The following is a 19,827-nucleotide window of genomic DNA, read 5'->3' on the forward strand; positions in this document are numbered from 1 at the left end:
AAACTGTAGGAGCGGGCTTGCCCGCGAAGGGTCCGGTAAAGCCAACTCAAATCCCACAGAGCTCACGCAGCAGCCCGGTATCCAGATGCTTCTCCACCAGATCCGCCAACCGCTCGATATCCCGCTCGCGCAACCCGTGGTAATCCACGTCCTGCACATCCTGCAATCCCGCCCAGCGCAACAGCGCACTACACGCCGCCGGCGACTCGAAGAGGCCATGCAGGTAGGTGCCGAAAATCTGCCCATCAACACTTTGCGCGCCATCGCAGCGACCGTCATCGAGCTGCACGGCAGCGTTTTCCAATGCCGCTCCCGTTGTGACGCCAGCATGGATTTCATAACCACTGACCTCAGCATTCTCCAGCGCCAGGCGCCCACGCACGTTGCGCAGCTGCTTCTCTTCTTCCAACTGCGTTTCAAACGCCAACAGCCCCAACCCCGCACTCGAGCCCGACGCCCCTTCCAGCCCCAGCGGATCATGCACCTGCTCCCCCAGCATCTGCAGACCACCGCAAATACCCAGGACCTTTCCGCCATAGCGCAAATGCCGGGAAATCGCGGTGTCCCAACCATTGGCACGCAGGTACGCGAGGTCGCTGCGCACGCTTTTCGAGCCAGGAAGAATGATCAGGTCGGCCGGTGGAATCGCCTGGCCGGGGCCGATGAATTGCAGGTCCACTTGCGGGTGCAGGCGCAGCGGATCGAAATCGGTGTGGTTGCTGATGCGCGGCAACACCGGCACCACCACTTTCAACAGTTGCCCGGCCTTGTCGGCCTGGCGCTGATCGATGCCGTCCTCGGCTTCCAGGTGCAAATCCATCACGTAGGGCAGCACGCCGATCACCGGTTTGCCGGTGCGCGCCTCGAGCCAGTCGAGGCCGGGTTGCAGCAGCGCGATGTCGCCACGAAAACGATTGATGATGAAGCCTTTGACCCGCGCCTGTTCGCTAGGCGACAGCAGCTCCAGGGTGCCCACCAAATGGGCGAAAACCCCACCGCGATTGATGTCGGCGATCAGCACCACCGGGCAATCCACCGCTTCGGCAAAACCCATGTTGGCGATGTCGCCAGCACGCAGGTTGATCTCGGCCGGTGAGCCCGCGCCTTCGACCATCACCACGGGATAGGCCGCGCTCAAGCGTTCATGGGAGGCCAGCACCGCTTGCATGGCGATAGCCTTGTAGTCGTGATAGGCCACGGCGTTCATGGTCGTGACCGCACGACCATGGATGATCACCTGGGCGCCGGTATCGCTGTTGGGCTTGAGCAGCACCGGGTTCATGTCGGTGTGGGGTTCAAGATGGGCGGCCTGGGCCTGCACCGCTTGGGCGCGGCCGATCTCGCCACCGTCGGCGGTCACCGCGCTGTTGAGCGCCATGTTCTGCGGCTTGAACGGCACCACGCGGACACCCTGGCGTGTCACCCAGCGGCACAGCGCCGTTACCAGGGTGCTTTTACCGGCGTCGGAGGTGGTGCCCTGCACCATCAGCGTGGTCATGGGTGTTCCTTGGCGTAGGCGTCCAGCGCCGAAGCGAGACGTGCCCAGTCGGCTTCATCGCCAGGCAGGCCGAAACGCAAGCTGCTGTTGTGAGTGAACAGGCGCAGCAGAATGCCGCGCCGGGCCATGAAGTCTTGAAGCAGTTCGGCGCGCTCGGTGCTCAGCCACTGGAACAGGGCGCAACCGCCCTGGGGCTCGAGGCCGTATTGCGTCAACAAGGTGGCCAGCCGCGCGCTGGCCTCATCGGTACGCAAGCGCTGACGCGTGTGCCCTTCGGTGTCGCGCAGGCATGCCTGGCCGAGCACCCGGGTCGGCCCGCTGACCGCCCACGGCCCGACCTGCTCGGCGAGCAGCTTGAGCAACCGGCGCTCCGCCAGGACAAAACCCAGGCGCACCCCGGCCAGGCCGAAAAACTTGCCAAAGGAGCGCAGCACGATCAAACCGACCTGATGGGCAAACGGCGCCACGCTCAGGTGCGGCGTGTTGTCCATGAAGGCCTCGTCCACCACCAGCCAGCCACCGCGCGGGGCCAGGCGCGAATGCCAGTCGAGCAGACGCGCGGGCGTCAGGTTCAGCCCGGTCGGGTTGTTCGGGTTGACCACCACCAGCACGTCGAGGCTGTCGACGAAGAAGTCGACTTCCTGCTCCAGCACCTCGCGCACGATGTAGCCATTGCGCCGCCACGCCTCGGCATGCTCGGCGTAACAAGGCGACAGCACGCCGACCTTGCCCGCCCGGCGCAAGCGCGGCAGTAACTGGATGGCCATCTGCGAGCCAGCGACCGGCAATGCCTGCAGGGTGCCGTAATAGTCGCAGGCCGCCTGCTCCAGGCCATCATCGGTTTCCGGCAACCGCGCCCAGGCCCGCAGCGGGATGTCGGGTACGGGAAATGGCCAGGGCGCCAGGCCGCTGGACAGGTCGAGCCAATCGGCTTCGTCAATGCCGTAATCGTGCGCCGCCTTGCGCAGTCGTCCGCCGTGCTCAAGCATAAAATTCAGCCCCCACGCACAAAATCAGCAGCCACAACCATACCCCACGCTGGACCAGCTGCCAGCCGCGGTCGATGGCGTCGGCATCCGCCGGCACGCCCTCGCCCAGCTTCGGGCGCTGATGCAGTTCACCGTGATAAATCGCCGGCCCGCCCAACTCGACGCCCAACGCACCGGCACCCGCCGCCATCACCGGGCCGGCATTCGGGCTATCCCAGGTCGGCCCCTGGGTGCGCCAGCATTTCAACGCCAGGCGGGTCTTGCCCAGCAGCGCGTAGGTCAACGCCACCAGACGTGCGGGAATGTAGTTGAGCACATCGTCAATCTTCGCCGCCGCCCAGCCGAACCGCTCGAAGCGCTCGTTGCGATAGCCCCACATCGCGTCCAGAGTGTTGCTCAAACGGTACAGCACCACGCCCGGTGCGCCAGCCACGGCAAACCAGAACAATGCGGCAAACACCGCGTCACTGCCGTTTTCCAGCACCGATTCGGTGGCGGCACGGGCGACGGCGGTTTCATCCAGATCGCTGGTTTTACGGCTGACCAGGTAACTCACGCGTTGGCGTGCTTCTTCAAGATTATCGCTGCGCAAAGCCTTCGCCACAGGCGTGACATGCTCGCCGAGGCTGCGCATGCCCAGGGCGCAATAGAGCGCAAGAATCTCGACGATCCAGCCGACGTAGGGCGCCCAGGAAAATGCCGTAGCCAACAGGGTCAGCGGCAACACGGCGATCACCCACGCGGTGACCCCATGGCTGCGCCAGCCGCGTCCGCCACCGTTGAAACGTTGCTCGATGCGCTCGGCAAATCGGCCGAACGCCACCAGCGGATGCCAGCGTTTGGGTTCACCCAGCAGCGCATCCAGCGCCACCGCGGCGACACTCAACAACGCCACACTCATTGACTCACTCCCCAATAGTTTTCATACAACAGCTCACTCAGCGGACGCGCCTGCGCCCAGCCTTCGAGTACCAGCATCGGTGCCGGATAAAAGGCCTTGACCGGTCCCAGGCAAAGAATCGCCAAGGGCTTGGCACCCGGCGGCAGGCCCAGCAGGTCCGCCAGGGCTTGCGGCTCGAACAGCGAGACCCAGCCCATGCCCAGCCCTTCGGCGCGGGATGCCAGCCAGAGGTTCTGGATCGCGCAGGACAACGAGGCCAGGTCCATTTCCGGCAGAGTACGACGACCGAAGATATGCCGTTCGCGATCGTCCATCAGCGCGGCGACCAGCACCTCGGCGCAATCGTTGATGCCCTCGACCTTGAGCTGCATGAACTCGTCGGTGCGCTCACCCAGGGCCTCGGCGGTGCGCACGCGCTCCTGCTCCACCAGGACCTGGATCTGGCTGCGTAGCGCGCGGTCACTGATGCGGATGAAGCGCCAGGGCTGCATCAGGCCAACACTCGGGGCCTGATGCGCGGCTTCGAGCAGGCGCCGCAGTAAATCGGGCTCGACCGTGCCGCCGGCGAAGTGGCGCATGTCGCGGCGTTCGCCAATGGCGCGGTAGACCGCATCGCGTTCGGCTTCGGAGAAGGCGTTGTCGGTCATGGCCTCTTCGCTGTAGGAGCTGGCTTGCCAGCGAAGGCGGCCTCAAGGTCGGGCGCAAACAACGCGGCAACCGCCTTCGGATTGGACGGAAAATAAAAATGCACATAAGAGGCCGTCATCCGCCCCTCACGATAAACCGCCTCTGCCCCGCGTCCGCCGTTAGGGCTCAAGCCCCGGGCAATCGGTGTCAGTTCGGTGGTGGTCAAGGAATGATGATAAGTGTGCCCACGCAGTGAACCTTCCGGTAGCTCAACCGCCTGCAAGGCCAACGCAGCCAGGCGCTTCTGCATCACCGCATCGCCCTTCAACAAGCCGACCAGCTCTGCCCGAGTACCCTCGACATCGGTCAACGAGTCGAGCAGATAAAGCATCCCGCCACATTCCGCCAACAAGGGTTTGCCCGCCGCGTGATGCGCGCGGATTGCCGTCAACATCGAGGTGTTCTGCGACAGCGCCACATGGTGCAATTCCGGATAACCGCCCGGCAGATACAAGCTGTCCGCCTCTGGCAAAACAGCGTCACGGATCGGCGAGAAAAACCGCAACTCGGCACCCATCGCCCGCAACAGATCCAGGCTGGCGCCATAGGTGAAGGCAAACGCCTCATCACGGGCCACGGCGATGCGCACGCCAGCCAGAAGCGGTTCGGCCGCGATTACATCCGGCGCGGCGAAGGTCACCGCCGGTGGCAGCGCGACTTCGCAACTACTGGCCAGGGCGTCTGCCGCTGCATCCAGGCGCACGTCCAGGTCGTTCAACTCACTGGCTTGCACCAGGCCCAGGTGGCGACTTGGCAATTCAATGCCGGTCTCCCGAGACAAGGCGCCGTACCAGCGCAGGCCTTCGGTCAGGCTGCCTTCGAGTAGTTGCGCATGGCGCAGGGTGCCCACGCGGTTGGCCAGCACGCCGGCAAACGGTAAGTCCGGCTGATAGCGCGCCAGGCCCAGGGCCAGTGCGCCAAAGGTCTGGGCCATGGCGGTACCGTCGATCACAGCGAGCACCGGCACGCCGAAATGCCGCGCCAGATCGGCACTCGACGGCGTACCATCGAACAGCCCCATGACGCCTTCGATCAGGATCAGGTCAGCTTCAGCGGCGGCCTCCCACAACAGGCGACGGCTTTCCTGTTCGCCGACCATCCACATGTCCAGTTGATACACCGGCGCACCGCTGGCGCGCTCGAGGATCATCGGGTCGAGAAAGTCCGGGCCACACTTGAATACCCGCACCTTGCGTCCCTGGTTGCGATGCAACCGGGCCAGCGCGGCGGTCACGGTGGTCTTGCCCTGGCCGGAGGCTGGCGCGGCAATCAGTACCGCCGGGCAATGACGAGGTTGATTCACAGCTCGACGCCTTTTTGCGCTTTGATACCGGCCTGGAAGGCGTGCTTGATCATGCCCATTTCAGTGACGGTGTCGGCCAGTTCGACCATCTCCGGCTTGGCGCCGCGACCGGTGACCACCACGTGCTGCATTGGCGGGCGCGCTTGCAGGTCGCTGAGCACCTGATCGAGATCGAGGTAGCCGTGCTTGAGGGCGATGTTCAGTTCGTCCAGCACCACCAAGCCGATCGATGGGTCGCGCAGCAGTTGCTGCGATACCGCCCAGGCAGCTTCGGCCGCCGCGATGTCGCGCTGGCGATCCTGGGTCTCCCAGGTAAAACCCTCGCCCATCACATGAAAACGCACCTGCTCGGGGAAGCGCCGGAAGAACAGTTCTTCGCCGGTGCTGTTGCGCCCCTTGATGAACTGCACCACACCGCACTGCATGCCATGCCCCATGGCACGGGCGAGCATGCCGAAGGCCGAGCTGCTCTTGCCTTTGCCGTTGCCGGTCAGCACCAGCAGCAGGCCGCATTCGTTCGGGGAATTGGCGATGCGTTCGTCGATCACGGCCTTTTTGCGCAGCATGCGCGCCAGATGACGTTCGTCACGATCAGGGGTATCAGACATGGGGGAGCTCTCCGTTGAAGCAGGATTAACGGCGGGCAGGCACAAGAATAGACGGCAAGAAGCCTGGCATCGCCCACCGTGATGCCGCTTGGATGGATCAGGCCGGTCTCCGGGCTCATGAGCGGCGTAATGCCGGACTGCGCGCCTTCCCGCATCAAGGATCGACGCAGTGGCTTCTGACGCAGTTTTCACTCATTTACCGTTGCGGGGGCAGCGCCGGGATCGCGGGGCTTCATCGACTGAAGCGCTCAACTCACCGGCTTCCCTGTTTCACTCTGTCGACCCAAAGCCACAGAGCACCTGAAACAAGCGGCGAAGGTTAGAGGGTTGGGGGTGGAGCGTCAATTGAAGACGCGGTGGCGCCGTGAATAACTGCCGCCGATCAATCAAGTGACGTCAATCTTGTGCCACACTCACAGCAGTGATATCAAATAGCCACAAGCCTCAACACAATAACAAGGGTGAACCCCATGCAAGGCATCATCATCAGCAATCCGAAGCTGGAATTCCTGCGTCCGGTCCTGGAACGCTGGTTCGACTGTATCGACCGCTATAACGCCGTGCGCGGCGACACCGAGACGCCCTACTGGCTCGACGAAAAAGCCAACCTCGGCCTGCTGTCCGCTGCGGCCTGGATGGCCGAAATGATCACCCTGCAACAATCACCTACCCGCAAACAGACCGAAGAAGGCGAACGCAACGGCCGCGCCGATCTGTTTATCGCCACGCCCGAAGCACGCGCCTGGCTGCAGACCACGCAACGCTGGCCACGGGTCAACAGCCTGAACTTGACCCAGGCCCTGCTCGACATCACCAGCGACGCGAAAAAAATCAGCTACGCCAGCGACCTGAAAATCGGCTGCCTGTTCGTCGCGCCGCACAAGAACCAGCAAGGCGCCACCCCCGAAGAACTTCAGGACATGGTCGATGACCTGCAAAAGGAGCACAGCTGCGCCGTGGCCTGGTATTTCCCCTATGCCTATCGCAAATTGCGCAACGAAGCCGGCCACTATCACCCCGGCATCGCCGTGCTGCTCAAGGAAGCTCGCGGCTAACGTTGAACCATCGGGCTGCCGCGCTTCTCTATGGTTTAAGTCACTTCATTCATAGGGAAGGTCAGCAATGCGCACGTCTCAGCTGGTTTTCGTTATCGCATTAGCGGGAGGGCTCGCCGCCTGTGGCGAAACCGCCCGCTTGCAAGTCACCGACGGCACCGGGCCGTCCCCCAAGCTCCCGGAACCCAACAAGACCCTGTTCCCGACGATGAACATCGCCCCGGCCATCGGCTGGGCGGACGGCGCCAAACCCGTCGCGGCCAGCGGCACCCAGGTCGGCGCCTTTGCCGAGGGCCTCGATCATCCGCGCTGGCTCTACGTGCTGCCCAATGGCGACGTGCTGGTCGCCGAAACCAACGCCCCGCCCAAACCCGATGACAACAAAGGCATCAAGGGCTGGATCACCAAGAAAGTCATGGGACGTGCCGGTGCCGCCGTGCCGAGCCCAAACCGCATCACGCTGCTGCGCGACAGCAACCACGATGGCATCGCCGAAACCCGCACGGTGTTCCTGGAAAACCTCAACTCGCCCTTTGGCATGACCCTGGTCGGCAATGACCTGTACGTTGCCGACACCGACCGGCTGTTGCGCTTTCGCTATGTCGATGGCGACACGGCCATCAAGTCGCAGCCGATCAAAGTCGTCGACCTGCCAGGGGGCACCCTGAATCACCACTGGACCAAGAACGTCATCGCCAACAAGGACGGGAGCAAGCTGTACGTCACGGTGGGCTCCAACAGCAACGTCGGCGAAAACGGCATGGACCAGGAGCAAGGGCGCGCGGCGATCTGGGAAGTGGATCGTGCCACCGGCAACCACCGGATCTTCGCTTCAGGCCTGCGCAACCCCAACGGCATGGCCTGGGAGCCACAAAGCGGCGCGCTGTGGACCGCCGTCAACGAGCGCGACGAAATCGGCAGCGACCTGGTGCCGGACTACATCACCTCGGTCAAGGACGGCGCTTTCTATGGCTGGCCATTCAGCTATTACGGCCAGCACGTCGACGTGCGCGTCGAGCCGCCAAACCCCGACCTTGTGGCCAAGGCGATTGCCCCGGACTACGCGGTCGGCCCGCACACCGCCTCACTGGGCCTGACGTTTGCCGAGGGCAACAAGCTGCCGGCGCAGTTCAAGGAAGGCGCTTTCATCGGCCAGCACGGCTCATGGAACCGCAAGCCGCATAGTGGCTACAAAGTGATATTCGTGCCCTTCAGCGGCGGCAAACCGAGCGGTCAACCGGTGGATGTGCTCAGCGGTTTTCTCAATGATGAGGAAAAAGCCATGGGCCGGCCGGTGGGTGTGGTGGTTGATCAGCAAGGGGGTTTGCTCGTGGCCGATGATGTGGGGAACAAGGTGTGGCGGGTGTCGGCGGTGCAATAACCTGCACATGAAACAGGCCTGTCGGTCTGCCGCCTTGCTTTGGCTCTGGCTCTTGATGTTGATTTTGATCTTCTTGCCCCCTCGAGAGGCCGAGTGGAGGTTCTGCGCAGCGGGCAACCCGGCATGGATGCCGGGTTAGCCGCGGGGTGTCAGACTTCCCGCGTTATCGTTGACCTCCATCGCGAGCAAGCTTGCTCCTACAGGCTTTTCCAAGTGACTCGCCGTAAGGGCGAAACCATAGGTGGGCGTTACCGAAGGAATGGATATGTACTCGGTCAACAAAATCCAGGTCGGCTGTCAGGCCGCCATCGCTGGCAAGCCAGCTCCCACAGTTGATCGGGTACAGCCGGGAGAGATTGGTCGGCTGTCAGGCCGTCATCGCTGGCAAGCAAGCTACTACAGTGGATCGTGTACAGCCGTGGGAGATGGGTCGGCTGTCAGGCCGCCTTCGCCAGCAGGCTGGCTCCCACAGTAGATCGGGTACGGCCGTGGGGAGATGGGTCGGCTATCAGGCCGTCATCGCTGGCAAGCCAGCTCCTACAGTGGATCGTGTACAGCCGTAGGAGATGGGTCGGCTGTCAGGCCGCCATCGCCAGCAGGCTGGCTCCCACAGTAGATCGGGTACGGCCGTGGGGAGATGGTGCGGTTGTCAGGCCGTCATCGCTGGCAAGCCAGCTCCTACAGTGGATCGTGTACAGCCGTGGGAGATGGGTCGGCTGTCAGGCCGTCATCGCTGGCAAGCCAGCTCCTACAGTAGATCGGGTACGGCCGTGGGAGATGGGTCGGCTTTGAGGCCGCCATTGCTGTGTGCCTGGAGATCAGCGTTTACGGCAGAGCGTCAGCCCATCCCCCAACGGCAACAGCGATAGATCCACTCGCGCATCATCCCTCAAGGCACGATTGAGCGCCTGGATGGCGCGGGTATCTTCACTTTCGGGATTCTCCTCAAGCACCCGGCCACTCCACAGGGTGTTATCGAATACTGCCAGGCCGCCGGTACGCAACAGGCGTAGTGCATGTTCCAGATAGGCCGGGTAATTGGCCTTGTCGGCATCGATGAACACCAGATCGAACTGGCCCGGTGCGTCCAGCCTGCCAAGGGTTTCCAGCGCCGGCGCCAAATGCAGATCTATCCGCCCGGCCACGCCGGCCTCCTGCCAATAGCGGCGCGCGGTGGCGTTGTAGTCGCCGGGCAGGTCACAGCAGATCAGCGAACCGTCATCCGGCAATGCCGCCGCCATGCACAGGGCGCTATAGCCGGTGAACGTGCCCACTTCCAGCACACGCCGTGCACCGATGAGTTTGACCAGCAAGGCGAGAAATTGCCCTTGCTCCGGCGCCACCTGCCAGCGCGCCATGGGCAGCGCCTGGGTTTCGTCGCGCAGGCGCTTGAGCAGCGGCGTTTCGCGCAGGGAAACGTCGAGCAGGTATTGATACAGCGAATCGTCGAGGTTGAGCGTGCGGGCAGTCATGACAACACCCTCGGGCGGTTAAGGATTGCGCGCCAAATGCTCGGGTTGCAGAACGCGCTTGGCACTCAGGTAGGCTCTCTGCCAATACGCCTTGGACAAGCTGTCGAGCTTGACCGTGCCACCGGTGGCCGGCGCATGGACGAAGCGCCCTTCACCGACATAGATGCCAGCATGGCTGACCTGGGAACCGCCATTGGTGGCGAAGAAGATCAGGTCACCGGTTTGCAGGCCTTCCTTGCCGACACTGGCCGCTTGCATGGAAATCATTTCGCGGGTGGTGCGTGGCAGGGAAATACCGGCAACATCACGGTAGACGTAGCCAATCAGCCCACTGCAATCGAACCCGGAGTCCGGCGTGTTACCGCCCCAGCGATAAGGCGTGCCGACCAGCCCCAACGCGCGAAACAGCACGTCTTCCGCTTCCGGAGAAAAGGCCTGGGAGGGACCGAATACGATGGGTGCGCGAACCACGGGCGCAGGTGGCGGTGTACGGCTGGCGCAAGCGCTGAGCAGCGCTGCGAACAGCATGATTGCGAGGCGGGCCGACTTCGTCATAGCAGAGCATCCTGATCAGGCTGCGGCTTTTTTCTGCGCGAGTGCAGAAAAGAAAACCGCCTGCGGATCACGCAGGCGGTTTGCCATCATTCATGGATCAGAATTTTAGCGCTTATATGGCAAACTTCAAGTAAGACTTTAAGTTCGCCCTACGAAAAGTATGTTTACTTGCGAGCGGTGACGATTGGAGTCGCCGCGGGTGCCATCGCGAGAGCCCGCTTGGCTTCGATGAAGGTCTTGCTCCAGTAGCTGTCGCCCAGGCTATCGATGCGCACACCACCGCTACGGCGGCTGCTGGAGTGGATGAACTGGTTGTCGCCCAGGTAGATCCCGGCGTGACTCACACGACCGCGACGACCGTTAGTGGCGAAGAACAGCAGGTCGCCCGGCTCGAGCTTGCTGCGCGAGACCAGTGGTGCATCCACGTTGATCATTTCCCGAGTGGAGCGTGGCAGGTTCATGCCCGCTTCTTCACGGAACAGATAACCGATGAACCCGCTGCAATCGAAGCCGGCTTCAGAGGTACCGCCGAAACGGTAACGGGTACCGATCAGGGACATGCCGCGTTCGAGGATGCTGTCGGCCAGAACCGGAAGCTGGTAAGACTTGCCATTGCCGAAGCTGGCCAGTTCTTTTTCGGTGGCCGCTTCTTCCTGTTCAAGCGCTTGCTGATAAAGCGCGGAAGACTGGGCGGTAACGGAATTTTGAACCTGCTGTTGTTGTGCTTGCTGGGACACTGGCGTGTGGGCAGCGCAACCGAACAACAGGGTAACGAGTGCGAGAGGCACGAGGGGTGCAAAGCGATTTAGCATGGGCACGACCGTGGCTGATTGATGTCAAGAAGCCGAGACTATGCCCGCTATCATCCTCATTTGCAAATTCAATCGAACTTTTTGTGACTTCTTCGTTTCTCGCTGACATCTAAGCGCTAAAGCCCATTCTAGACACTTACGCAGTCGGCGCCCCCGCCGGAAAGCGGATTTTCTGCCGTCCGAAATATTCGATATATCGCTGTGGGCCTTGAATTTACAGGGCCTTGGCTACCAGCCCAAGGTCTCTTTAAGGAAAGGAATGGTCAGCTTGCGCTGGGCTTGAAGAGAGGCCTGGTCGAGTTGCTCGAGCAGTTCGAACAGCGCGCTCATGCTGCGGGTACCGCGAGTCAGGATAAAGTGCCCGACTTCGTCGGTCAGGTGCAGGCCGCGACGTGACGCGCGCAATTGCAGGGCGCGCAGCTTGTCTTCGTCGGAGAGTGGGCGCATCTGGAAGATCAGCGCCAGGGTCAGGCGCGACTTGAGGTCAGCCAGCTTTACCGGCAGCTCGCGGGGCGAAGTCGATGCGGCAATCAGCAGGCGCCGACCACTGTCGCGCAGTCGATTGAACAGGTGAAACAACGCCTCTTCCCAGTCAGCCTTGCCTGCCACCGCCTGCAGGTCGTCCAGGCAGACCAGCTCGTATTGCTCGAGGTTGTCGAGGATTTCGATGCCGCGATCCATCAACTCGGCCAGCGGCAGGTAAACCGCCGGTTCGCCCATCTGTTCGAAACGCAGGCACGCGGCCTGCAACAGATGCGTGCGCCCTACCCCGTGCTTGCCCCAAAGGTAAATCAGGCTTTCGGTCCAGCCGGCGTCGGCTTCGCACAGACGCTCGACATAGCCGAGTGCAGCGGCATTGGCGCCTGGGTAGTAGTTGATGAAGGTGGCGTCGTCACGCAGACGCACACCTAGGGGCAGCTGAATCGGTTTCATGCTGACTGAACAGTTCCAAAGGAACCGTTAGTGGCCTCTGTGTAAAGTTTGCGAAGTTTATACCCGTGAGGCCGACCGCACAATGCGACAGACCACAAGCAAAATCAAAGGTTTGCGTTAGCGCACCGGTTTTATGACAGATTCTTTGGCGCTGCGGGCAGCCCGCCGGGGTCTATCCGGGCTGCCCGTGACCCCGTCTATAGCTCGGGTTCGTCAACACCACTGTACATATCAGAATCCTTATACAAATCATGCACATGGCGCAGCAGCACCATGATCACCGCCGCCACCGGCAGTGCCAGCAAAACGCCGGTAAACCCGAACAGCTCGCCTCCGGCCAGAATCGCGAAGATCACCGCCACCGGATGCAGACCGATGCGGTCGCCCACCAGCAATGGCGTCAGCACCATGCCCTCCAGCGCTTGACCGACCATGAACACTGCGACAATGCCCATCATGGGATACAAATCGCCACCAAACTGGAACAGACCCGCAATCAGCGCCGCGCCAATACCAATGATGAAGCCCATGTACGGCACGATGGCCGCCAGCCCGGCAATCATCCCGATCAACAGGCCCAACTCCAGGCCCACCAACATCAGGCCCGCGGCGTAGATCACGCCCAAGGCGACCATCACCAGCAATTGCCCGCGTATGAAGGCGCCGAGCACCTCATGGCACTCTTCGGCCAGTGACACCGCCTGCTCTTCGCGGTCCCGCGGCAGCAGGCTGCGGATCTTCGCCACCATCAAGTCCCAATCCCGCAGCAGGTAGAAACTCACCACCGGAATCAGCACCAGGTTCGCCAGCAAGGCTATCAACGCCAGGCCCGACGCCGTCGCCTGGGTCAGGACCACGCCAACGATGTCGGTGGTCTGCCCCATGTGCTCGCTGATCGCCGCCTTGAGCTTGTCGAACCTCCAGAAGCCTTCCGACAAGCCAAACTTAGACTGCGTCCATGGCAATGCCGTGTGTTGCAGCCAATCGAGCATTTGCGGCGCCAGCTCATACAAGCGAAACAGCTGCTTGGCGAGCATCGGCACCAACACCAGCAACAGCGTGGTGAAGATCAGGGTGAACAGGGCAAATACCGCGATCACGCCCCAGGTGCGTGACAGGCCGGCCTTTTCCAGCCGATCCACCAGGGGGTCAAACAGATAGGCCAACAACAACGCCACCAGGAACGGCGTGAGGATCGGGTGCAACAGCCAGATAAACGCGCAGAGCAAGAGCACTCCACCCAACCAGAACCAACGCCGCGTATCGGCCATGTACCACTCCATTGCTTCTATATAAAGAAAGAAAATCCTACCAGCGGAAACGCAATTGCGGCGTCGGCGCAGGCGCGACCGCAGGGGCCGAACCACCGGCTACAGACTGGACCGGAACCGCTGGCACCGGTGGCGGCGCCTGATCTGCCGTGACCTCCTGCAATTTTGCCAGCGACAACTGCGCGCGCAATTGATCGGTACTGCCATTGACCCGGTAAAGAATCCGGTCGCCGTCGACACTTTGCGGACGACCGCCGAAAGGCTCGAGTAAACGCCCAAGGCTCGCATAACGCTCCAGGTTCATGCCCTGGACTTCGAGCAACTGCGCGGCAGAAGACCCCGGCTTGGCGACAAATCGCGGCGCCAGTCGCTGGTTCACCGCCAGCATCACCGCGTCGGCCAAAGCGGCCTGATCGGCGCCCTGGGCACTGCCCGCCTCTTTCTGATCGCCCAGCCACAATTGCCACTTGGCTTGCCATTGGCCGCCCTCTTCCCGGGCATGCACCGCCAGCAAGGCGTCGGCATTGTAACGCTGCGATGCGTTGCGCAGTGCCGACGGATCAGCACTTTCCAGATTCGGCGCGGTGGCGACGATTTGTTCGTTGAGGTCCGCCAGCGGTAGACGCAGGGGCAGACCACGGTGCTGCGCAGCGCGGCGCAGTGGTGTCGCACCGGCCTGGCCATCACCCACCAGGCTCGCGCCCTCGGTGTAGTCGTTCAACCACCAGCCCAGGATCGACGGCCGATTGGCGCCCCACATCGCCAGCCCGGCCCGGCGCAAGGCCTGCTCGGTGGTACCCGGGTCGAAATCGACTTTCAACACTTCCGGCGGGCCGGCCTCGAAGCCGTACTGGCTGATGATTTGCTGCGGGTCTTTGCGAACCGCCGCCAGCCCGGGATTCTGGGGCGCCTTGGGGTCGCCAGTGAGGCGCAGGACCAGCGTATCGAGCGCCCGTTGTGTCGCTTCGTCACGCTCTTGCGCCGACTGGCCGTTGACCGGTTCGCGCACCTGATAAAGGCCTTTGACGGTTTCAGCCTGGCTGACAAGGCTGACCACTGACAAGCAGCCCACAAACAAGAATTTACAAAAACCCATGGAAGATTCCTGAGGACAAAAGCGGCTGGAACAGACCGCATGAAGACGAACGAACAAGGCTGTGACCCTCGCCCGACGCAAAACATTCACACGCCCTGGGTAAGTTTTCGCACTGTGATAACGATAGACGGTTAATGACGACAACTTGTGCAGGCGAGCAGGATGTCAGCCACAGGGGGCGATGGCGGTTTTTTTTCGGCCGATATGCCCCCTGCCGTCGGCCTGAGGATGGCCGCTGACCGTCAAGCCTGATAAAATCGCGCGCCTTCGCAGACCGGCAACAGCCGGGCACCCTCGAATATCGCGTGAGGCAATCACCTTCGTCGATGTCGGCGGTCCCGCTGGACTCGGTCGTTACCCAGAAATCCCCCCTAAAGGCCTGGATCATGAGCAAGCAACCCTCCCTGAGCTACAAGGACGCCGGTGTAGACATCGACGCCGGTGAAGCATTGGTCGAACGCATCAAGAGCGTCGCCAAGCGCACTGCGCGCCCGGAAGTCATGGGCGGCCTGGGCGGTTTTGGCGCCCTCTGCGAAATCCCGGCCGGCTACAAGCAGCCCGTGCTGGTTTCCGGTACCGACGGCGTCGGCACCAAGCTGCGCCTGGCATTGAACCTGAACAAGCACGACAGCATCGGCATCGACCTGGTTGCCATGTGCGTCAACGACCTGGTGGTGTGCGGCGCCGAGCCGCTGTTCTTCCTCGACTACTACGCCACCGGCAAACTCAACGTAGAAACCGCGACCCAGGTCGTGACCGGCATCGGTGCTGGCTGCGAACTGTCCGGTTGCTCCCTGGTGGGCGGCGAAACCGCTGAAATGCCAGGCATGTACGAAGGCGAAGACTACGACCTGGCCGGCTTCTGCGTCGGCGTCGTGGAAAAATCCGAAATCATCGACGGCTCCAAAGTCGCTGCCGGCGATGCCCTGCTCGCCCTGCCTTCTTCGGGTCCGCACTCCAACGGCTACTCGCTGATCCGCAAGATCATCGAAGTGTCCGCTGCCGACATCGAGAATATCCAGCTCGACGGCAAGCCGCTGACCGACCTGCTGATGGCCCCGACCCGTATCTACGTGAAGCCGCTGCTCAAGCTGATCAAGGAAACCGGCGCCGTCAAAGCCATGGCCCACATCACCGGTGGCGGCCTGCTGGACAACATCCCGCGCGTTCTGCCAAAAGGCGCACAAGCGGTGGTTGACGTAGCAAGCTGGACCCGCCCGGCGGTGTTCGACTGGCTGCAGGAAAAAGGCAACGTCGACGAAAACGAAATGCACCGCGTGCTGAACTGCGGCGTGGGCATGGTTATCTGCGTGGCTCAAGAGCACGTGGAAACCGCACTGAACGTGCTGCGTGAAGCTGGCGAGCAGCCTTGGGTCATCGGTCAGATCGCCACCGCTGCCGAAGGCGCTGCCCAGGTTGAACTGAAGAACCTCAAGGCTCATTAATGTCAGCCACCTGTGATGTTGTGGTGCTGCTATCCGGCACCGGCAGTAACTTGCAGGCCTTGATCGACAGCACGCGGACCGGCGACAGCCCGGTCCGCGTCGCTGCGGTGATTTCCAACCGCGCCGATGCCTATGGCCTGCAACGCGCCAGGGACGCGGGTATCGACACCCGCACCCTGGATCACAAGGCTTTCGAGGGCCGCGAGGCCTTCGACGCCGCGCTGATCGAACTGATCGACGCCTTCAATCCCAAACTCGTGGTCCTGGCCGGGTTCATGCGCATTCTAAGCGCTGACTTCGTGCGCCACTACGCGGGCCGCCTGCTCAATATCCATCCCTCGCTGCTACCCAAATACAAAGGGTTACACACTCATCAGCGCGCGCTGGAGGCCGGCGACGCTGAACACGGCTGCTCCGTGCACTTCGTCACCGAGGAACTCGATGGCGGACCACTGGTCGTACAAGCAGTAATACCGGTAGAGTTGCATGACTCGCCGCAGAGTCTGGCGCAGCGGGTCCATGTACAGGAACACCTGATCTACCCCATGGCTGTACGCTGGTTTGCCGAAGGCCGGTTATCCCTCGGCGAGCAAGGTGCTTTACTGGATGGACAGTTGCTTGCGCCCAGCGGCCACTTGATTCGAACCTAGGAGATTTTATGCGTCGCGCCCTGCTCTTCGCTTGCGCTCTGCTCGCCTTGCCCTTCGCACAGGCTGCAGACCTTCAACCTTTCTCCGCCAGCTACACCGCCGACTGGAAGCAGTTGCCCATGAGCGGCACGGCTGAACGCAGCCTGACCAAGGAAGCCAACGGCGTCTGGAAGCTCAATTTCAAGGCGTCGATGATGATCGCCAGCCTGTCCGAAGAAAGCACCCTGACTGTCGACAAGGACACCCTGCTGCCACAGTCCTACCACTTCGAACGCGGTGGCCTGGGCAAAGCCAAGAAGGCTGACCTGGACTTCGACTGGACCGCCAAGAAGGTCACCGGCACCGATCGTGGCGACGCGGTCAATATTGCCCTCAACCGCGGCATGCTCGACAAATCCACCTACCAGCTGGCGCTGCAGCATGACGTGGCCGCCGGCAAGAAAAGCATGAGCTATCAGGTTGTCGATGATGGCGAAGTCGATACCTATGACTTCCGCGTGCTGGGTTCGGAAAAAGTCGAAACCAAGGCTGGCCAGATCGATGCAATCAAGGTCGAGCGCGTCCGCGACCCGACACAAAGCAAGCGCATCACCGTGCTGTGGTTCGCCAAGGATTGGGATTACCTCCTGGTTCGCCTGCAACAGGTCGAGACCGACGGCAAGGAGTACAACATCATGCTCCTGGACGGTACGGTGAACGGCAAGCCGGTTAAAGGCAGCTGATACTCATATGTTTGAAGGAGCCCCGCACTTGCGGGGCTTTTTTTAAGATCAAAAGATCGCAGCCTTCGGCAGCTCCTACACGGGAATTCGGTCTCTTGTAGGAGCTGCCGAAGGCTGCGATCTTTTAAAGGAACGCACAACTGGCGCAATGCTCTATACCTTCAAGGTCTTTTTTGATCGAATGACTTTTCCTGCTGCCTGCGAGGTTTCCCATGACTGTTACCGTCAACACCGTTTCCGCCGAAGGTCTTCGCCATACCGTCCAGATCGATGACCACGAGTTGTTTGCCGACGCTCCCGTCTCCGCCGGTGGCGAAGGCAGCGCGCCAGAGCCTCATGATTATTTCGACGCAGCGCTGGGCGCCTGCAAAGCCTTGACCTTGAAGATCTACGCGAAGAAAAAGGACATTCCGCTAACGGGCGTTGGTGTGGAGGTCAAACGCGACAACAGCGAAGAGCAGAAAGGCAAATATGCCCTGCATGTGAAACTGACCCTCAAGGGCGTGCTCACCGACGCCCAGCGCGATGAGCTGCACCGGGTGGCCGATCGCTGCCCGGTGCACAAGCTGATGACCACCTCTGAAGTCAGCATCGAAACCCATCTGGCCGAAGGCGCGTTCAGCCAATAGCGGCAAGGGCTGCGCAAGCGGGTTATGCTCGACGCATTACCCGCTCAGCCTGGAACGCACCATGAACACTCCGCTCGTGATCCGCCCCCGCGCCGAAGATGTCGAAGGCCAGCCGATTCTTCGCCCGTTACCGTCAGCCAAATGCCGCAATGTCGGGCCCTTCGTGTTTTTCGACCACATGCTCGAAACCCGTTATGCGGCGGGCACGGGCATGAACATCCGCCAGCATCCACACATCGGTCTCTCCACGCTCACCTACCTGTTTGAAGGCCAGTTGCAGCACAAGGACAGCCTCGGTTCGGACCAGGTGGTCAACGCCGGGGATGTCAGCTGGATGACCGCCGGCAGCGCCATCGCTCATGTCGAGCGCACACCCGAAGCCCTCAAGGAAAGCGGCTTCACCATGCACGGCCTGCAGATCTGGCTGGCCTCGCCCAAAGACCGGGAACAGGGCCCCGGACACTACAGCCACCACCCCGCTGCCACCCTGCCGGTCAGCGAAAACCTCGGGGTGAAGATCCGCATGATCGCCGGCTCGGGCTTTTGCCTCGAATCGCCGGTTCCGGTGCTTTCACCGACGCTGTATGCCGAATTGAACCTGCAAACGGCGACAACCCTGCTGATTCCTACCGAGCATGAAGAGCGCGCGCTGTATGTGTTGAGCGGTGACGTGCAGCTCGATGGCGAGCCGATAGAGCCGCATTCGCTGGTGGTGTTGCCGGCCGGTGAAGAGATGACCTTGTTCGCCGAGAGCGACAGTCATGCGGTGTTGTTCGGGGGTGCGCCGCTGGATGGGCCGCGGCGAATCAACTGGAATTTCGTGGCGAGCGACCCGGCAGCCATCGATGAAGCGCGCCGGCGTTGGGCGGCCGGGGATTGGCCGACGGTGCCGGGGGAAGTTGAGCGGATCGAACTTCCTTAAGACTTTTTGTGAGTTTCACATCGCCTTCGCGAGCAAGCCCGCTCCCACGGTTGACCGCATTCCAATGTGGGAGCGGGCTTGCTCGCGAAGAGGCCGGCACTATCGCAATCAGCCCTTGAACACTTCATCCAGCAGATTGTGCATCGAAGTGAAGGCCCGAGCGGCGACCTTGGCGTCGTACATCATCATGCCCGGTACGTTCGCATGGGGATCGGTAAACGAGTGGAACGCGCCGCCGTAGCTCAGCAGCTGCCAATCCACGCCCGCGGCATTCATTTCATCTTCGAAAGCCGGCAGTTGCTCCTTAGGCACCAACGGATCGGAAGCACCGTGCAGCACCAATACCGAGCCCTTGATGTTTTTCGCATCATTGACGTCCGGGGTATCCAGCGTACCGTGGAACGACACCGCCGCCTTCACGGGCGCACCCGTACGCGCAAACTCCAGCGCGCAGCAACCACCGAAACAGAAACCGAACGTGGCCAGTTTCGACGTATCGACAGCGGCCTCTCCCTGGCTTTGCAACTGCTCGAACGCCACCCGCATGCGCTTGCGCAGCAACGGCCGATCGTTCTTCAGCGGCATCATTGCCGCGCCTGCCTCATCGTTGTTCTGCGGACGAACCGATTGACCATAGAGATCCGCGATCAGCACCACGTAGCCCTTGGCCGCGACCGACTTGGCGATCTCCTCGGCACCGGCACCGACGCCCATCCAGTTCGGCGCCATCAACAGGCCTGGACGTGGCCCTTTGTGGTCAGCGTCGAACGCCAGGCGGCTTTCGTAGGATTGGCCATCAATCTGATAGGCAACAGAACGTACAGTGATTTGGCTCATTTCTGACTCCTGATTTTTTTACACCAGAATGAAAAAACCCGCCGAAGCGGGTTTTTCTACA

At 61.8% G+C, this 19,827-nt stretch carries 20 protein-coding genes and 1 riboswitch; of the genes, 7 read left to right on the forward strand and 13 right to left on the reverse strand.

Annotated features, from left to right (window positions below; translation table 11 throughout):
• Positions 1-46: 46 nt before the first annotated feature.
• The 6 genes from SOP85_RS17330 to cobO are packed head-to-tail and all read right to left on the reverse strand — an operon-like array spanning position 47 to position 5,986.
• A complete protein-coding gene (locus SOP85_RS17330) occupies positions 47-1,498 on the reverse strand; it encodes a cobyric acid synthase (RefSeq protein ID WP_323627644.1) in 1,452 nt (483 codons plus the stop codon).
• On the reverse strand, positions 1,495-2,487 hold the full coding sequence (cobD, locus tag SOP85_RS17335) for a threonine-phosphate decarboxylase CobD (protein ID WP_323627645.1): 993 nt from the start codon (positions 2,485-2,487) through the stop codon (positions 1,495-1,497). The genes SOP85_RS17330 and cobD overlap by 4 nt, the downstream gene beginning before the upstream one ends.
• On the reverse strand, positions 2,480-3,388 hold the full coding sequence (gene cbiB / locus SOP85_RS17340; RefSeq protein ID WP_274074920.1) for an adenosylcobinamide-phosphate synthase CbiB: 909 nt from the start codon (positions 3,386-3,388) through the stop codon (positions 2,480-2,482). Before cbiB ends, cobD begins: the two co-directional genes overlap by 8 nt.
• A complete protein-coding gene (gene bluB / locus SOP85_RS17345; protein WP_323608837.1) occupies positions 3,385-4,035 on the reverse strand; it encodes a 5,6-dimethylbenzimidazole synthase in 651 nt (216 codons plus the stop codon). The genes cbiB and bluB overlap by 4 nt, the downstream gene beginning before the upstream one ends.
• Positions 4,032-5,378 (reverse strand): cobyrinate a,c-diamide synthase, encoded by a 1,347-nt coding sequence (locus SOP85_RS17350; RefSeq protein WP_323627647.1) that lies wholly within the window; start codon positions 5,376-5,378, stop codon positions 4,032-4,034. Before SOP85_RS17350 ends, bluB begins: the two co-directional genes overlap by 4 nt.
• Positions 5,375-5,986 carry a cob(I)yrinic acid a,c-diamide adenosyltransferase gene (gene cobO, locus SOP85_RS17355; protein WP_008065287.1) on the reverse strand — a complete coding sequence of 204 codons (612 nt, stop codon included), beginning with the start codon at positions 5,984-5,986 and terminating at the stop codon, positions 5,375-5,377. Before cobO ends, SOP85_RS17350 begins: the two co-directional genes overlap by 4 nt.
• 83 nt (positions 5,987-6,069) lie before the next feature.
• Positions 6,070-6,305, reverse strand: a riboswitch (cobalamin riboswitch).
• Positions 6,306-6,456: 151 nt separating this feature from the next.
• Here cobO and SOP85_RS17360 point away from each other — a divergent pair.
• Positions 6,457-7,041, forward strand: coding sequence for a hypothetical protein (locus SOP85_RS17360; RefSeq protein WP_274074917.1), 585 nt, complete (start codon positions 6,457-6,459; stop codon positions 7,039-7,041).
• A gap of 67 nt (positions 7,042-7,108) precedes the next feature.
• Complete coding sequence (locus SOP85_RS17365; RefSeq protein ID WP_323627648.1) at positions 7,109-8,422, forward strand: PQQ-dependent sugar dehydrogenase; 1,314 nt, start codon at positions 7,109-7,111, stop codon at positions 8,420-8,422.
• Between the two features lie 818 nt (positions 8,423-9,240).
• Here SOP85_RS17365 and SOP85_RS17370 read toward each other — a convergent pair.
• From SOP85_RS17370 to SOP85_RS17395, 6 genes are all read right to left on the reverse strand, one after another.
• Positions 9,241-9,894, reverse strand: coding sequence for an O-methyltransferase (locus SOP85_RS17370; protein WP_323627649.1), 654 nt, complete (start codon positions 9,892-9,894; stop codon positions 9,241-9,243).
• A gap of 18 nt (positions 9,895-9,912) precedes the next feature.
• On the reverse strand, positions 9,913-10,449 hold the full coding sequence (locus SOP85_RS17375; RefSeq protein WP_274074914.1) for a C40 family peptidase: 537 nt from the start codon (positions 10,447-10,449) through the stop codon (positions 9,913-9,915).
• 164 nt (positions 10,450-10,613) lie between these two features.
• The gene (locus SOP85_RS17380) at positions 10,614-11,261 is read right to left on the reverse strand and encodes a C40 family peptidase (protein ID WP_323608830.1); all 648 of its coding nucleotides are present in this window, start codon (positions 11,259-11,261) and stop codon (positions 10,614-10,616) included.
• 228 nt (positions 11,262-11,489) lie between these two features.
• Positions 11,490-12,194 carry a DnaA regulatory inactivator Hda gene (hda, locus tag SOP85_RS17385; RefSeq protein WP_008063324.1) on the reverse strand — a complete coding sequence of 235 codons (705 nt, stop codon included), beginning with the start codon at positions 12,192-12,194 and terminating at the stop codon, positions 11,490-11,492.
• A gap of 197 nt (positions 12,195-12,391) precedes the next feature.
• A complete protein-coding gene (locus SOP85_RS17390; RefSeq protein ID WP_323627650.1) occupies positions 12,392-13,465 on the reverse strand; it encodes an AI-2E family transporter in 1,074 nt (357 codons plus the stop codon).
• A gap of 37 nt (positions 13,466-13,502) precedes the next feature.
• Complete coding sequence (locus tag SOP85_RS17395; protein ID WP_323627651.1) at positions 13,503-14,561, reverse strand: DUF2066 domain-containing protein; 1,059 nt, start codon at positions 14,559-14,561, stop codon at positions 13,503-13,505.
• A 386-nt stretch (positions 14,562-14,947) separates the two neighbouring features.
• Between SOP85_RS17395 and purM the strand changes: the two genes are divergently transcribed.
• The 5 genes from purM (at position 14,948) to SOP85_RS17420 (ending at position 18,929) form a co-directional block, all read left to right on the forward strand.
• On the forward strand, positions 14,948-16,006 hold the full coding sequence (gene purM / locus SOP85_RS17400; protein WP_274074910.1) for a phosphoribosylformylglycinamidine cyclo-ligase: 1,059 nt from the start codon (positions 14,948-14,950) through the stop codon (positions 16,004-16,006).
• On the forward strand, positions 16,006-16,656 hold the full coding sequence (gene purN / locus SOP85_RS17405) for a phosphoribosylglycinamide formyltransferase (RefSeq protein WP_323627653.1): 651 nt from the start codon (positions 16,006-16,008) through the stop codon (positions 16,654-16,656). Before purM ends, purN begins: the two co-directional genes overlap by 1 nt.
• A gap of 8 nt (positions 16,657-16,664) precedes the next feature.
• Positions 16,665-17,378, forward strand: a complete 714-nt coding sequence (locus SOP85_RS17410) for a DUF3108 domain-containing protein (RefSeq protein ID WP_274074908.1) — start codon at positions 16,665-16,667, stop codon at positions 17,376-17,378.
• A 212-nt stretch (positions 17,379-17,590) separates the two neighbouring features.
• On the forward strand, positions 17,591-18,007 hold the full coding sequence (locus tag SOP85_RS17415) for an OsmC family protein (protein ID WP_323627655.1): 417 nt from the start codon (positions 17,591-17,593) through the stop codon (positions 18,005-18,007).
• Positions 18,008-18,068: 61 nt separating this feature from the next.
• Positions 18,069-18,929: a pirin family protein gene (locus SOP85_RS17420; protein WP_323627656.1), complete on the forward strand. Its 861-nt coding sequence runs from the start codon at positions 18,069-18,071 to the stop codon at positions 18,927-18,929.
• 108 nt (positions 18,930-19,037) lie between these two features.
• Here the strand turns inward: SOP85_RS17420 and SOP85_RS17425 are convergent, their stop codons facing one another.
• On the reverse strand, positions 19,038-19,766 hold the full coding sequence (locus tag SOP85_RS17425) for a dienelactone hydrolase family protein (protein WP_323627658.1): 729 nt from the start codon (positions 19,764-19,766) through the stop codon (positions 19,038-19,040).
• Positions 19,767-19,827: the final 61 nt, after the last annotated feature.

The organism is Pseudomonas sp. YuFO20 (genome assembly GCF_035064975.1).
Lineage (GTDB): Bacteria > Pseudomonadota > Gammaproteobacteria > Pseudomonadales > Pseudomonadaceae > Aquipseudomonas > Aquipseudomonas putida_AE.